The sequence below is a fragment of the Bradyrhizobium sp. Kon69 genome, from assembly GCF_055807515.1.
Genome location: NZ_JBVVOS010000017.1, coordinates 13755 through 27839 on the forward strand (window position 1 = coordinate 13755; position 14085 = coordinate 27839).

Here is a 14085-nt window from a genome sequence, read left to right on the forward strand (position 1 = left end):
TCTGAAACGCCAGCTGCGCTACGCCCCTCTCCAGCATGCGGTACCTGATCCCATGACAAAAGCGCGCGCCGTACCCATGCCCAGCAGCAGCGTGCTTGCGCCGCTTTACGCGGGCGCGGACCTTTTGGACGCCTTTGCAATTCAACTGCCGGCGGGCGCCAGCGATGATGTAGAGGTAATGGCACGCGCCGCGCTCGAGCGACAGGCGTGGTGGATTCGTGCGCTCACGCGTGTCCGCGACGTGGTGATGGCGACCGTCGCTGTCAAATCGTCGCGCGCCGTCGGTCTTGCCGCGGCGGCGCGTGGGCCGGTTATCGGCTTCTTCCCTGTGCTGTCAAAGACTGCGACGGAGTTGGTCGTGGGCGCGGATGACCGGCATCTCGACTTCCGCGTCACCATACAACTTCGCGCCGATGCAGCAAATGGGCGCGAGCTGGTCGCGGGCACCGTGGTGCATTGCCATAACCGACTGGGGCGCATCTATCTTGCGACGATAGCACCGTTTCATCGCGTGATCGTTCCGGCCAGTTTGGAACAGGCGGCAAGAGCAATGAAGAATTGAGCATGCCTTGGTGGTCGTGACCGGCTGCGGTCGACGAACGAGCCGGCTTCTGGCCCCTCGCTGACTTGCCGCGCGCAATCTGTCGAGGGCCGCTTGTGACCCAAAGCGGACTCCAGACGAGTCGCCCCTCTTGGAACGAAGAACGCCGCCCGCCGTTCAGATTTCTTTTAGGTGGGTGGATGCTCAAAGCCGAGGGTTACCGGGAGTTAGCCGAAGAATACCGAGAACGCGCGAGCAACGAACAATCGACGCGTCTTGCCAATGTCCTTTATAGTGTTTGCAACGCCTATCTAGCCTTAGCGAGCCAGCTCGAGCTTCTTTCGTTGGTCGAGCGCCAGGAGAGCGCGAGGATCGCGCGCGGCGACGCTTCAAAGAACTCCTAGAGAAAATCGTCGCGGGCGTGATCTTCGAAATAGCTCTCAGCGCGATCATAGACCACGAGCGTGTCGAGCTTCGCGCGCGGGCTTACGCCTTTGACTGTCATTCATGTTACTGGCTACCGGTATCGCGTATCGTTTCGCCAGAAGTTATGCCGTCTCAGGTATGTTGGCCACTGCCGAGGTTCAGTAGCATTTCACCCTAGCCGCCTGAAGAGAACTGCAAGACGCAGCCATTTTGGTCGATCTTGCGGGATGGTCGAGCCGAGCGCGATCCGTATCACTTAAGCCGCAGCGACGGCGGCTTGTGACCCGCAGCTGACCTCAAGTAGTTTCTGGAGAGCTTGGCAAACAATGCAAGGCGCCAACTCGCGCCAGCTATTCCGGCTTAGCCGAAAGGGCCAGCCCGTATGGCTGGCCCTTAAGGATATTATGTAAGCCGTCAGTAACGAGAAGCCGACGCGGCACCCCAATTAAACCGGTAGTTCAGGCCGGCCTTGATGGTGTGCTCGTCATTGCGGAAGCCAACGGCGGTAACAACACCACCGGCGCTGGTGAAGAGAGCGTTCCGCGTGCCAAAGTCGTAGTACTGGTATTCGACCTTGCCCGACCAGTTCTGGGCGAACATGTATTCGAGACCCGCGCCTACGGTGTAGCCATCGCGACCACCACCGTTGTTGGTGAAGGTGCCGCCGCCGAAACCGTTCGTAAGGCGGGAGTCAGCCCAGGCATAACCGCCTTTGACGTACAGCAGCGCCGGACCCCAGGTGTAGCCGAGGCGACCGGTGACCGAACCGAGCCCACGGTTGACGAAGGCATTGTCATTGGTGTCGAGGAAGCTGTAGTTCGCTTCAATGCCCAGCACCCAGTTCGGCGAGAACTGATGGTCGTAACCGACCTGCACGCCGCCCATGAACACACCGTCGTTGCTGCTGGTGCCGGTGAAGCCGGGGGCCAGAATGTTGTTGCTGCCACCGAATGCGCCGCCGACGTGACCGCCGATGTAAAAGCCGGTCCAGTTGTAAATCGGCGAGGCCTCGATCGGTGGGGCTTTGGTGTAAGGACGCGCGGCCATATCAGCCGCAGATGCTGTACCCGCTAGGGCAGCGAAAGCGACAGTAGCGAGAAGGAACTTTTTCATTTCGAGTCTCTCAGGTTTAAATAACGTGTGCCAAACGCTAACCCAACTCACTGAATTTGCTGTAGCGCGCCAGACACACGTGGCCGATCTGCTTGAGGAGCGCTCTGGTCATTTGTTAATTGAGGAACCATGTTGCCCCGGAACCGGGCGTCTGAGCTACGAGTTCCGTGGTTCCGCCATCGAAGGACTTATCATTGTGCATTCCAAAGCCCCGGCATGATCCAGAACTTGTTGTGCCAGTTCATACTGGAAGCTCATCGCCCCCGGATGTCGCATCTTGTCCGCTAGCTGACTTGCCGCACGTAGCCGGTGGAAGGACCGCCGGTGACCATTGCGGACTTCCGAATGCCGGCCGATGATGTCGCATGACAAGCCGTCCACCTGTGCTGATAGTCTTTGGCGGCCTTCCCGGCACGGGCAAGACAACAGTTTCTCGGGAGCTGACCAGACGTCTCGCGGCCACGTACCTTCGTATCGATGCCGTTGAGCAGACGCTACGAACCGCAGGTCATACGGTCGGCGCGATGGGCTATGTGGTAGCCACCGCACTCGCGGCTGAAAATCTCGAGCTTGGTCGTATCGTTGTTATAGACTGCGTTAATCCAGTCCTGGCAAGCCGTGTCAGATGGCGACAGATCGCCGCTCAGAAGGTGGCATGCGTCGTTGAGATCGAAGTGGTTTGCAGCGACCCGATCTTGCATCGACAACGAGTGGAAACGCGCACCTCAGACATCAGCGGCCTCAAGCTGCCAACGTGGGCTGAGGTAGTGAACCGAGACTATGAACCGTGGGATCGAGAACACCTGGTGCTCGATACGGCCGTTAGCTCGCTCGATCACCTGCTCGAACAGGCGGAGACGTATGTTCGCGCCCAGACTGGTTAGTCTCCTCTTGGCCCATAGCTGGCCTGCCGGGAGCAGCCGGTGCAGGACCGCTTGTGACCCATTGCGGACTTCCGAATGCCGGCCGATGATGTCGCATGACAAGCCGTCCACCTGTGCTGATAGTCTTTGGCGGCCTTCCCGGCACGGGCAAGACAACAGTTTCTCGGGAGCTGACCAGACGTCTCGCGGCCACGTACCTTCGTATCGATGCCGTTGAGCAGACGCTACGAACCGCAGGTCATACGGTCGGCGCGATGGGCTATGTGGTAGCCACCGCACTCGCGGCTGAAAATCTCGAGCTTGGTCGTATCGTTGTTATAGACTGCGTTAATCCAGTCCTGGCAAGCCGTGTCAGATGGCGACAGATCGCCGCTCAGAAGGTGGCATGCGTCGTTGAGATCGAAGTGGTTTGCAGCGACCCGATCTTGCATCGACAACGAGTGGAAACGCGCACCTCAGACATCAGCGGCCTCAAGCTGCCAACGTGGGCTGAGGTAGTGAACCGAGACTATGAACCGTGGGATCGAGAACACCTGGTGCTCGATACGGCCGTTAGCTCGCTCGATCACCTGCTCGAACAGGCGGAGACGTATGTTCGCGCCCAGACTGGTTAGTCCCCTCTTGGCCCGTTCCTGACCTGCCGGGCGCAGCCGGTGCAGGACCACTTGTGACCAGAACGGACATTTTTCCTTGATTGGTCTATCTCGACCTCAGCAATAATCCGTAAAGATCGACGCCCTAAAGTAGAGCAGCCAAATGATGTAAAGCCTTCGCTGCGAGGTTCGACCATGACGAGTTGGATGCGAGCAATGATGCTTGCTGCGTGGTCAGCGTCAGCGGTCGGCGCTGCATCGTTCGCTTCCTTGTTCACGCTCGCCAATTTGGCGTTCGGGATATACGAGGTCGCCCAAGGGCGCACAAAAGTTGCGGACCTGCCGGGCGTCGTGGTGGGCGGGGCCACCACCTTTGTGCTCGCGCTACTTTTCAGTTTCGCTATTACCGTTCCTGTAAGCTTGGTCATGGGAGCCTGCGCATATCCATTCCTGAATACTATTCGGGCTGTTGATCATTGGGCGTTCGGTGTCGGTGGTCTCGCGGTTGGTATGCTAATCTGGCTCGGGCTATCGTCGACCGGACCTGCCGGCAACTTGTACTTCGGATGATGGATTTCCGTCTTTGCCATAGGAGGCCTTGCGGGATGCGCCGGCGGGCTTGCATTTTCCCGACAGCTTCGCCGCGGTCAGGCTGAACGAAATCGTGCTTTCTAAGCTTGTCTAATGAACTAACGGATCCGTACGATTTCCGCTGTTGGCCCATACGCGACCTGCCGCGCGCAGCCGGTGCAGGATCGCTTGTGACCCATAGCGGTCAAACGAAGTCGGCGATAAAATATTGATTGCCCGAAACTGGAAATCAAACCCATGGCCTTCTGGATTGCCGGCGCGGTTGGATTGGTGATCGCCTACCTACTTGGCTCGATGCCCACGGGCTATCTGGCGGGGAAGCTCCTCAGGGGCATCGATATTCGAAAGCATGGCTCCAAATCCACCGGCGCCACGAATGTCTTGCGGACCCTCGGAAAATGGCCTGCGCTGGTGGTGCTCATCGTCGATGTGCTGAAGGGCGCGGCGGCCATCATCGTTGCCCGCTCGTTCTCTCCCTGGCTCTCGGCAGAGTTATCCTCGACACCGCCGAGAGCGCTTGAGTTGCAAACCTGGGTGCCATGGGCTGTTTGCTTGGCCGGAATTGCCGTTTTGTTGGGGCATGGCCGGTCGATCTGGCTGAACTTTACGGGCGGCAAATCTGCTGCGGCCGGGCTCGGCGTCTTGTTGGCGATGTCATGGCCGGTCGGATTGGGGGCCGCAGCGGTCTTTGGCATTGTGCTGGCTATGGTTCGGATTGTTTCTCTTGGCTCGATCCTCGCGGCGTTGACCGCAATCGTCCTCGTCTGCGCTCTGGAGCACCCGTTGCCCTATCGATTGCTGGTGATCGCAGGCGCCCTCTACGTGATCGTTCGCCATCGCGCGAACATTCAACGGCTGTTCGCGAGAACGGAGCCGCGCCTGGGTCGAAGCGGCTGGGATGCAAAAGCGCAACTCTAGCGCATGTACTTTCCGCTGCTTCGATATGCATATGGACTGCTTGTGGCCCAAACCGGACGGATGAGCTTACCCGCATTTGGGCCCCATTGTGGGAGTTCACTTGCGCGGTTCTCCTATCAATAGATGCGCAAATGAGAATTGCGGTAACGCTGTTGCTTGCAATCGTGCCTTGGTCGGCTTCGGCAGAGATAGGGCAAAACGAGAAGCTGCGCGAGATCATTACCAATCTCAAAGCTTGTGTCCGAACGCACGCACCTGAGGTTCAGGAGCCCGCCGACAAGGTAAGCGGCAATGCCGTCGACTACTTCATCAAGTGTGTAGTCCTCCCCTAGCTGATCTTGACCCAGCAAAAGTGGGCGCTGCCCCTCCTGGCGTACTTCGAGTGACGATTACAGAAGAGTGGAACACCATCGCGGGAGAGACACGCACACGCTGAGGGTCAACGGCTTCGCTCTTGAATGTCGCCTTTTGGCCCGTAGCTGACTCACAAAGTCGGACTGGCCATATCCGGTTTCGCGGACAGAGCGGACACCGCCTACCCCGCGATCGGCTTTACGACTACGTTCCCCAGCGCATCAGGGTGCGCACCGATGCCTGCTGTGTTGAATGGATTCAGTCGGGAGACCGATCGCTTCGAGCCTGCGCGGGACGCGGTGTGAAGCTCGAGGATATCGATACGGAGTAGCGGTTGGGGCTCGCCCTGCCACGCGTGCCGCGACAATGGCATCTTGCGCCTGTTTTGCCCGACGAGTCAATATTTCGTTAAAAGCTAATTTTCGTTTTCCGTTGTCTCACCCGGCGGATTCAACGGATTCGTCAACCGCCTAAGCCATTGATCCCGCTTATGCCGGCTACTGTGCATGGGGTTGTTTTGAGTGTTTTTGTTTGGACGCACGACAGTGCGAGGCTGAACCGGACCTGATCCGGCTCGCCCGCTACTTCATCACCCGCAGATTCTTGGTCGTGAACCGCTGCGTCTTTTCGCCGGGACGAACCGGCCGCCGCGTGCCGGCGGCCTTGCCGGTGCCGGGTGGCTGGTGCGCGGGGACCAGCTGGTCGGGGCGCGAGCCGATCAGATCGGCGCGACCCATCTCTTTCAGGGCCTCGCGCAGCACCGGCCAATTGTCGGGGTCGTGGTAGCGCAGGAACGCCTTGTGCAGCCGGCGCTGCCGCAGGCCCTTGATCGCCTCGACCTTGTCGCTGCCGCCGCGCCGCACGCCGCGCAGCGGGTTGACGCCGGTGTGGTACATCGCGGTCGCGGTCGCCATCGGCGAGGGCAGGAAGGTCTGCACTTGATCCGCGCGGTAGCGGTTCTTCTTCAGCCACAGCGCGAGGTTCATCATGTCCTCGTCGGTCGTGCCCGGATGTGCCGCGATGAAATACGGGATCAGATAGTATTTCTTGCCGGCCTGTTCGGCCGCGGCATCGAACATCCGCTTGAACTGGTTGTAGGCGCCGATGCCGGGCTTCATCATCTTGTCGAGCGGGCCGCGCTCGGTATGTTCGGGCGCGATCTTCAAATAGCCGCCGACGTGATGGGTGACGAGCTCCTTGATGTATTCGGGGCTCTCGACCGCGAGGTCGTAGCGCACGCCGGAGGCGACCATCACCTTCTTGATGCCCTTGGTCTCGCGCACCTTGCGATAGAGCCGGATCAGATCGTCATGCGAGGTGTTGAGGTTCGGGCAGATCTCCGGGAAGACGCAGGACGGCCGCCGGCACGCCGCCTCGACCTTCGGGTCCTTGCACGCCATCCGGTACATGTTGGCGGTGGGACCGCCGATGTCGGAGATCACGCCGGTGAAGCCCGGCGTCTTGTCGCGGATCTTCTCGATCTCGCGCAGGATCGAGCCCTCGGAGCGGTTCTGGATGATGCGGCCCTCGTGCTCGGTGATCGAGCAGAAGGTGCAGCCGCCAAAACAGCCGCGCATGATCGTCACCGAGAATTTGATCATGTCCCACGCCGGAATCTTGGCATCACCGTAAGACGGATGCGGGGCGCGCGCGTAGGGAAGATCGTAGACCGCGTCCATCTCCTCGCTGGTCAGCGGGATCGGCGGCGGGTTGAGCCAGAGGTCGCGGTCGCCGTGGCGCTGCACCAGCGGCCGCGCATTGCCGGGATTGCTCTCCCGGTGCAGCACGCGTGACGCGCGCGCATAGGCTTCCTTGTCCTGCTCGACCTGCTCCAGCGCCGGCAGCCGGATCACGGTCAAACCTTTGGTGCGCGAAGCGCCTTCGTCGGCGGAGTCGATATCGTCGGCGTGCAGTTCGTTATAGTCCTCAGGCACGCGGCGGAACAGCGCGACGCCCCTGATGTCGTCGAGCTCGCGCGGCGCCTCGCCGGCGGCCAGACGGTTCGCCACTTCGACGACGGCGCGCTCGGCATTGCCGTAGAGCAAGAGGTCCGCCTTGGCGTCGGCCAGCACCGAGCGGCGCACCTTGTCGGACCAGTAATCGTAATGCGCGATCCGGCGCAGCGACGCCTCGATGCCGCCGAGCACGACCGGGACGCCCTTGAACGCTTCGCGGCAACGCTGCGCATAGACGACCGTGCAGCGGTCCGGCCGCTTGCCGCCTTCGCCGCCCGCGGTATAGGCATCGTCGCTGCGTATGCGGCGGTCCGCGGTGTAGCGGTTCACCATCGAATCCATGTTGCCGCCGGTGACGCCGAAGAACACTTTTGGCTTGCCCAGCGCCTTGAACGGCTCGGCCGAATGCCAGTCCGGCTGCGAGATGATGCCGACGCGAAAACCCTGCGCCTCCAGCAGGCGGCCGATGATGGCCATGCCGAAGCTGGGATGGTCGACATAGGCATCGCCCGTCACCAGCACGATGTCGCAGGCGTCCCAGCCGAGCGCGTCCATCTCGGCGCGGCTCATCGGGAGGAACGGCGCCGGCTTGTGCGGGCGTGCCTGCGCCATCAGGGGCTTTTCGGCGGCGATGATCTGGATGTCCATGGTGCATACGCATAGGACTCCGGGGCGGCGAATACAACCGACAGGCCCGTGAAAGATCCGGTTCCGCGGCCGGCAGCCCGGGCGTGCGACCGCGTTAACCGTTCGCGAGCGCCGCCATCAGCTGTGTATGCCTTCTCGGATCACGCGCAGGAACCAACTGCCCTCGCGAACATTCTGATGCAGGGTTTGCGCCGGGCCCGGCTGGCGCGCGCTCGCCTCCGGGGTCTAATATTGCCTCGATGTTCGCCTCGGGCGGATGGGGGAGCCGTGAGTACAGTCATAGAGAACTTGCTGCTTCGAAAGCAGAAGCTGGTTGAGCAGCTCGAGAAGGCGCCCACGGTCGAGGACCGCGACAGGATCGAGCACCAGCTCGAACAGATCAACACCGCGCTGGATTTTCTGGACAGGCCCGGCACGAAAAGCGCGCGGTAGGAGCGCTCAATCCACCTGCAGCGCTTTTGCGTAGACCACGCCCGAATTGGTGACGTGCGTGGTCATCAGCGTCGCGAAGGCGGCGAACTCGCCGCGGGCGAACAGATCGAGCAGCTTGCGATGCTCGTCGAAGGACGTGCGCGTGCGCACGTCGATCGGCGAAGTCAAATTGGTGCGCAGTGCTGCGACGCGGCTGGATGCGAGCTGATAGGATTCGGCGAGATAGTGGTTGCCGCAGTGGGCGAACAGCGCCTCGTGGAAAGCGGCATCGGCGCGCCCGTAGGCGATATTGTCCCTGGCCGCAATCGCCGGCTCCATTGCCGCGATCGCCTCGCTCATCGTCGCGGTCGCACCGGCGCGATCATGGTGGAAGGCGAGCTCGGCGGCCTTGGGCTCCAGCGCGATTCGGAACGTGCAGAGCGCGGTGATGTCTTCGGCGCTTGGCGTGAAGACAAAACTGCCGACCTGCGGGCGGATCACCACGAGGCCCTGCGCCTGCAACTGACCCATCGCCTCGCGCACCGGCGTGCGGCTGACGCCGAAGGAGTTTGCCACCATCTCCTCCGAGATGGCGGCGCCGAGCGCGAACTCGCCGTCGATGATGGCCTGGCGCAGCCGCTGCATCACCCGCTGCGACAGCGATTTCGGTGCATCGAGCTTCAGCGATCGCATCGGCTCTCTCAGATCACCTTGCCGGGGTTGAGCAGATGATCGGGATCGAGCGCGGCCTTCAGCGTCCGCATCAGCGCGATCTCGGCCTCGCTGCGGGCATGACCAAGCCACTTCTTCTTCAGCGTGCCGATGCCGTGCTCGGCGGAGACGCTGCCGCCCAACTCGCGTACGAGGCCGTAGATGATCGCATCCATCTCCTCCTTCGGCTGCTGCTCGACGGCAAGGCCGGTCACCCAGGAGACGAGATGCAGATTGCCGTCGCCGATATGGCCGTAATAGACGCTCTCGCATCCCTCGATGCCATCCGCGAGCGCCGCCTTGCAGCGCGTGACGAACTCGTCCATCCGCGCTACCGCAAGCCCGATGTCGTAGGAGATGTGCGGCCCCAGCACCTGACCGAACTCGGCGCAGATGTCGCGCACGCGCCAGAAGCTTTGCGTCTGCGCCAGCGATTGCGCCACGGCAGCGTCGGCGAGCAGCCCGCGCTCCATCAGCTCTTCGAGCCAGCTTTGGAAGCGCGGCGCGTCGAGGCTCTCGTCGGTGCCCTGCGCTTCCACCAGCACATAGAGGCCGTGGCCCGCGGCGACCGGCGGCTTGACGCCGGCGCGAGTCGTGATGACGTCCCAGTAATCCGGCCACATCACCTCGAATGCCGACAGCAGCGGGCCGAGCCCGCTTCGCGCGGCGCCGAGCAGCGCAATCACCGCGGCATAGTCCTCGAGCGCGCAGAGCGCGGCCATGGTCGAGCGCGGCTTTGGAAACAGCCGCAGCACCACGCGGGTGATGATGCCGAGCGTGCCTTCCGAGCCGATGAACAGATGCTTCAGATCATAGCCGGCATTGTTCTTCATCAGCTTGTTGAGGCTGGTGATGATGGTGCCGTCGGGCAGCACGACTTCGAGCCCGAGCACCAGCTCGCGCGTCATGCCGTAGCGGATCACGCGGTTGCCGCCGGCATTGGTCGAGAGGTTGCCGCCGATCGCGCAGGAGCCGCGCGAGCCGAGGTCGAGCGGAAAGAAGAACCCGGCCTCGTCGGCCGCCATCTGGATCGTCTGAAGCGGCGTACCTGCTTTCACCGTCATCGTCATCGAGGCATGATCGATCTCCTCGATGCCGCTCATGCGCTCCAGCGAGATCGCGACCCAGCCTGCTTCTGGCGATGCGCCGCGGCACAGCCCGGTCAATCCGCCTTGCGGCACGAACGGCAGACGCGCCTGCCGACAGGTCGCGATCGCATCGGCAACGCCTTGGGCGTCGACCGGGCGGATCACCGCCAGCGGCGTTTGCGGCAGGCTCGCGCTCCAGTCGTTGCAATTGCGCGCGGGCACGTCGGTGCCGACAAGCACGGCAGCCGCGCCGAGCCTGTCGCGCAGGGCGCCGAGCAGTTGGTCGGGCCGCTCGATGGGGGTCACCATGTTCATGCGAGACCTCCTCGGAATCTGGCTGCGTGTTATGTCCGCCATGACGGCGGAAAGGGTTTGCGCGTTTGTTGTATGTAAGGTACAAGGCGGAAAGTAAAGCAAAAACAAGGCTGGTGTCATGACCGAGGCAATTCGCGGGTTCTGGGTGGCGTCGGCGACGCCGCTGGCGACGGACGGCAGCGTGGACTCCGCAAAGCTCGCCGCCCACGCCAAGCAACTCTTCGATAAGGGCGTCGACGGTGTCGTGCTGTTCGGCACCACCGGCGAGGGCACCTCGTTTAATGTCGCCGAACGGGTCGCGACCATCGAAGCCGTGCTCAAGGCCGGCGTCGCGCCGGACCGCATTGGAATCGGCGGCGGCTTCCCCGCGATCAGCGACAGCATCGCGCTGACGCGCGCCGTGCTCGGTCTCGGCCTGCGTCACGCGCTGTATCTGCCGCCTTACTTCGATCGCAGCGTCAGCCCTGAAGGCATCGAGGATGCGTTTGCAGCGATCCTTGACGGCGTCGCCGACGATCGCCTGCGTGCCTACCTCTATCATATCCCGCAGATCTCGGGTGTCGCGATCCCGACGAGCGTCGCCGCGAATTTGCGCAAGCGCTACGGCAAGGTCGTTGCGGGCTTGAAAGATTCCAGCGGCGACTTCAAGCAGTTCCAGGCGTTCCGTGCCGCGGCCCCCGAGCTCGCCATCACCGTCGGCAACGAGGTTGACATCGCCCGCGCGATCGCCGCCGGCGGTGCCGGCACCATCTGCGGCATGGCCAACATCGCGCCGGAGCTGGTCAAGGCGATGATCGACGGCAAGGATGTCGAAGCACGCATGCAGGCTGCCGTGGACATCGTGGTGAAATCACCATCCTTCCTCACGACGTTGAAAGCCATTCTCGCGGCACAGACCGGCGATGCGAGCTGGCTGCGCGTGCGGCCGCCGCTCCGGGCATTGTCCGACGGCACCGCGCTCAAGCGGAAGCTCGACGAGCTGACGGCCCCAGCCATCGCGTGAGATCGCGCAGAACCGCGACAGGTTGCCGCGAATTTGCGCGCTGCGTGTCGCGCTCGCTGCGCAATCAATCGAGGATTGCCGAATAGCGCGATCGGAATCTAGAACCATTCAACACTAGAGCGATTCAAGTCCGCTTGCGGTTCTCTTCACGAACAGCGGCTGTTAGACGCGCCAGCTTCTGCGTCTGACTTGGAAGTGAATCGAAAGTGCGTGCTTACCTGGACGGCCAGCGCGTCAGCGGTCGTCGAACGCCTGCCGGCGACAGCCGCGCGGCTCTTCTCATCGGAGCGGCCGTGCTGCTCGCTGAATGTCCCTCCCGCACGACGAGCGCGCAGGCGCAATCGGCGCTGCCGCCGGTGACGGTGGAGGCGCCGGCGCCGCGGCCGAAAACGGCGCGCGCATCGGAAACATCTCAACGCCGGACGCAAGCGGCCGCGCGTCAGCGCAGCCGCAATGCCACCACCCCCGCGGCTCCGACGCCATCGGAACGCGCCGCGGCTGATGCCGCCGCGCAACAAGCCGCAAAGCTCGGCTACCGCGCGATGCCGAGCGCGACCACGTTGCGCAGCGGCGCCTCGCCGCTCGACACCTCGCAGTCTGTCAACGTCGTTCCCGCACAGGTGTTGAAGGACCAGCTTCCGCGTAATATCGACGATGCACTGGTCAACATCAGCGGGATCACCCAGACCAACACGCTCGCCGGCACCCAGGATGCCGTGATCCGCCGTGGCTTCGGCGACAACCGCGACGGCTCGATCATGCGCAACGGCATGCCGCTGGTGCAGGGGCGCAGCCTGAACGCCGCGGTCGAAAGCGTCGAGGTGCTGAAGGGGCCGGCATCGCTACTTTACGGCATCATGGATCCCGGCGGCATCGTCAACACCATCAGCAAGCGTCCGGAGCTCTACCAGCACGGTTCGGTCACGCTGCTCGGCTCGACCTTCGCGAACAATCGCAATGGCGCCGACGGCACGCTCGACATCACCGGTCCGATCGGCGACGGCGGTCTCGCCTATCGTTTCATCGGCTACGGCGTCAGCGAGGACTATTGGCGCAACTTCGGGCGCCACAGGGAAATGCTGGTGAACCCGTCGCTCGCCTGGTACGGCGACACCACGACGGTCCAGCTCACCTACGAGCACCGCGAATTCATCACTCCGTTCGACCGCGGCACCGCGTTCGTCAACGGCGCTCCGCTGGCGATCCCGAAGACGCGCCGGCTCGACGAGCCCTTCAACAACATGTGGGGCACCTCCGACCTGGTGCAGGCCTCGATCGAGCAGAAGCTCGACGACAATTGGAAGGTCACGGCGGCCTACAGCTACAACACCGAGACCTATAGCGCCAACCAGCTCCGCATCACCAGCGTCGACGCTAAAACCGGCGTCGAGAAACGCAGCAACGATGGCACCCAGAACTCGCTAAGCAACGCCAGTTACGGCACCTCCTATCTCCAGGGTGATGTCTGGGTGGGCGGCTTCCGCAACGAGATCCTGTTCGGCGGCGAAGCGCTGTATCGCACCATCGATCGCCGCGACCTGATCCGCCAGGCGACCGCCAACTTCAATTTCTACAATCCGGTCTACGGACTGATCTCGCCGGGCACGGCTGTTTCGCCAACGGACAGCGAACAGACCGACCAGCTCGGCACCCGCGGCTTCTTCGCTCAGGACACCTTCCATCTGACCAACTGGCTGTCCGTGGTCGGAGGCGTGCGCTGGATGGAATACGAGCAGCTCGCCGGAAAAGGCCGGCCCGTCTTCGTCACGAACACCAATTTGTCAGGCGACAAGGTGCTGCCGCTCGGCGGCGTCGTCGTCAAGCTGAACGAGCAGCTCTCCTACTACGTGAGCTATACGCAGTCGTTGAAGCCAACATCGGTCATCGCAGCCTTCACCTCCGGCTTTGTCGTCGACTCCACCATCGCGCCCGAAGAAGGAACGCAATGGGAGACCGGTCTGAAGTTCGATGTCAACAAGCGGCTGTCGGGCACCTTGGCCGTCTACGACATCCAGAAGAAGAATGTCCTGGTGCTGGATGACATCGGTGGAGGCAAGTCGGCGGCGCGCGCCTCCGGCGCGGCCAAGTCGCGCGGCGTCGAATTGGACGTGACCGGCAAACTGACTGATCAATGGAGCCTGATCGGCAGCTACGGGTATACCGATGCACGTTTGGTCAACGACCCCGTCGTCGGCAACGCCAAGTTGTTCAACGCCGCCATGAACACGGCTTCGCTCTATCTCGTCTACGATTTCGGCGATGCGCTGCCCGGACGTCTGCGGCTCGGCGGCGGCGCGCACTATGCCGGCGACCGGCCGGGCGACTCCCTCAACACGTTCTTCCTGCCGGCCTACACCGTCGCAGACGTCTTTGCGACCTACGACACGAAAATCGACAATCTGCCGGTGACCTATCAGTTCAACGTCAAGAACGTGTTCGACAAGCTCTACTATACTTCCAGTACCGGCAACGCCTTGAATGTCGCCATTGGCGATGCCCGACGCTTCTCGCTGTCGGCGACGGTGAAGTTCTAA

The 14085-nt window shown here is 62.4% G+C and carries 12 protein-coding genes; 8 read left to right on the forward strand and 4 right to left on the reverse strand.

From position 1 onward, the window contains the following. The first annotated feature begins 52 nt into the window (after positions 1–52). The gene (locus tag AC0L3U_RS22270) at positions 53–562 is read left to right on the forward strand and encodes a DUF2867 domain-containing protein (protein ID WP_473363210.1); all 510 of its coding nucleotides are present in this window, start codon (positions 53–55) and stop codon (positions 560–562) included. 819 nt (positions 563–1381) lie between these two features. Here the strand turns inward: AC0L3U_RS22270 and AC0L3U_RS22275 are convergent. Continuing rightward, entirely contained in the window at positions 1382–2080 is a 699-nt protein-coding gene (locus AC0L3U_RS22275; protein ID WP_456767332.1) for an outer membrane protein, read from the reverse strand. Positions 2081–2445: 365 nt separating this feature from the next. Between AC0L3U_RS22275 and AC0L3U_RS22280 the strand changes: the two genes are divergently transcribed. The 4 genes from AC0L3U_RS22280 to plsY all read left to right on the forward strand — a co-directional run bounded on the left by AC0L3U_RS22280 (position 2446) and on the right by plsY (position 5066). Further along, positions 2446–2964, forward strand: a complete 519-nt coding sequence (locus tag AC0L3U_RS22280; protein ID WP_473363211.1) for a P-loop nucleotide/nucleoside kinase family protein — start codon at positions 2446–2448, stop codon at positions 2962–2964. 95 nt (positions 2965–3059) lie between these two features. Beyond that, on the forward strand, positions 3060–3578 hold the full coding sequence (locus tag AC0L3U_RS22285) for a P-loop nucleotide/nucleoside kinase family protein (protein ID WP_473363211.1): 519 nt from the start codon (positions 3060–3062) through the stop codon (positions 3576–3578). Between the two features lie 195 nt (positions 3579–3773). Beyond that, the gene (locus AC0L3U_RS22290; RefSeq protein ID WP_473363212.1) at positions 3774–4127 is read left to right on the forward strand and encodes a hypothetical protein; all 354 of its coding nucleotides are present in this window, start codon (positions 3774–3776) and stop codon (positions 4125–4127) included. Positions 4128–4385: 258 nt separating this feature from the next. After that, on the forward strand, positions 4386–5066 hold the full coding sequence (gene plsY / locus AC0L3U_RS22295) for a glycerol-3-phosphate 1-O-acyltransferase PlsY (protein WP_473363213.1): 681 nt from the start codon (positions 4386–4388) through the stop codon (positions 5064–5066). Between the two features lie 935 nt (positions 5067–6001). Here plsY and AC0L3U_RS22300 read toward each other — a convergent pair. Further along, positions 6002–8023, reverse strand: a complete 2022-nt coding sequence (locus AC0L3U_RS22300) for a YgiQ family radical SAM protein (protein WP_456767336.1) — start codon at positions 8021–8023, stop codon at positions 6002–6004. A 267-nt stretch (positions 8024–8290) separates the two neighbouring features. Here AC0L3U_RS22300 and AC0L3U_RS22305 point away from each other — a divergent pair, with 267 nt between their 5' ends. Continuing rightward, positions 8291–8455 carry a hypothetical protein gene (locus AC0L3U_RS22305; protein WP_473363214.1) on the forward strand — a complete coding sequence of 55 codons (165 nt, stop codon included), beginning with the start codon at positions 8291–8293 and terminating at the stop codon, positions 8453–8455. Between the two features lie 6 nt (positions 8456–8461). Here the strand turns inward: AC0L3U_RS22305 and AC0L3U_RS22310 are convergent, their stop codons facing one another. Next, positions 8462–9127 (reverse strand): GntR family transcriptional regulator, encoded by a 666-nt coding sequence (locus AC0L3U_RS22310; RefSeq protein WP_473363215.1) that lies wholly within the window; start codon positions 9125–9127, stop codon positions 8462–8464. A gap of 8 nt (positions 9128–9135) precedes the next feature. Then, positions 9136–10548 (reverse strand): FAD-binding oxidoreductase, encoded by a 1413-nt coding sequence (locus AC0L3U_RS22315; protein WP_473363216.1) that lies wholly within the window; start codon positions 10546–10548, stop codon positions 9136–9138. Between the two features lie 118 nt (positions 10549–10666). Here AC0L3U_RS22315 and AC0L3U_RS22320 point away from each other — a divergent pair, with 118 nt between their 5' ends. Both AC0L3U_RS22320 and AC0L3U_RS22325 read left to right on the forward strand, forming a co-directional pair. Beyond that, complete coding sequence (locus tag AC0L3U_RS22320; RefSeq protein WP_473363217.1) at positions 10667–11551, forward strand: dihydrodipicolinate synthase family protein; 885 nt, start codon at positions 10667–10669, stop codon at positions 11549–11551. 206 nt (positions 11552–11757) lie between these two features. Continuing rightward, positions 11758–14085 (forward strand): TonB-dependent siderophore receptor, encoded by a 2328-nt coding sequence (locus tag AC0L3U_RS22325; protein WP_473363218.1) that lies wholly within the window; start codon positions 11758–11760, stop codon positions 14083–14085.

What these genes read in the sequence shown, in the direction of transcription:
- AC0L3U_RS22320 (WP_473363217.1), top strand. Translation starts at nt 10,667, where the DNA reads ATGACCGAGGCAATTCGCGGGTTCTGGGTGGCGTCGGCGACGCCGCTG.
- plsY (WP_473363213.1), top strand. Translation starts at nt 4,386, where the DNA reads ATGGCCTTCTGGATTGCCGGCGCGGTTGGATTGGTGATCGCCTACCTA.
- AC0L3U_RS22300 (WP_456767336.1), bottom strand. Translation starts at nt 8,023, where the DNA reads ATGGACATCCAGATCATCGCCGCCGAAAAGCCCCTGATGGCGCAGGCA.
- AC0L3U_RS22315 (WP_473363216.1), bottom strand. Translation starts at nt 10,548, where the DNA reads ATGAACATGGTGACCCCCATCGAGCGGCCCGACCAACTGCTCGGCGCC.
- AC0L3U_RS22270 (WP_473363210.1), top strand. Translation starts at nt 53, where the DNA reads ATGACAAAAGCGCGCGCCGTACCCATGCCCAGCAGCAGCGTGCTTGCG.
- AC0L3U_RS22290 (WP_473363212.1), top strand. Translation starts at nt 3,774, where the DNA reads ATGATGCTTGCTGCGTGGTCAGCGTCAGCGGTCGGCGCTGCATCGTTC.
- AC0L3U_RS22310 (WP_473363215.1), bottom strand. Translation starts at nt 9,127, where the DNA reads ATGCGATCGCTGAAGCTCGATGCACCGAAATCGCTGTCGCAGCGGGTG.
- AC0L3U_RS22285 (WP_473363211.1), top strand. Translation starts at nt 3,060, where the DNA reads ATGACAAGCCGTCCACCTGTGCTGATAGTCTTTGGCGGCCTTCCCGGC.
- AC0L3U_RS22275 (WP_456767332.1), bottom strand. Translation starts at nt 2,080, where the DNA reads ATGAAAAAGTTCCTTCTCGCTACTGTCGCTTTCGCTGCCCTAGCGGGT.
- AC0L3U_RS22280 (WP_473363211.1), top strand. Translation starts at nt 2,446, where the DNA reads ATGACAAGCCGTCCACCTGTGCTGATAGTCTTTGGCGGCCTTCCCGGC.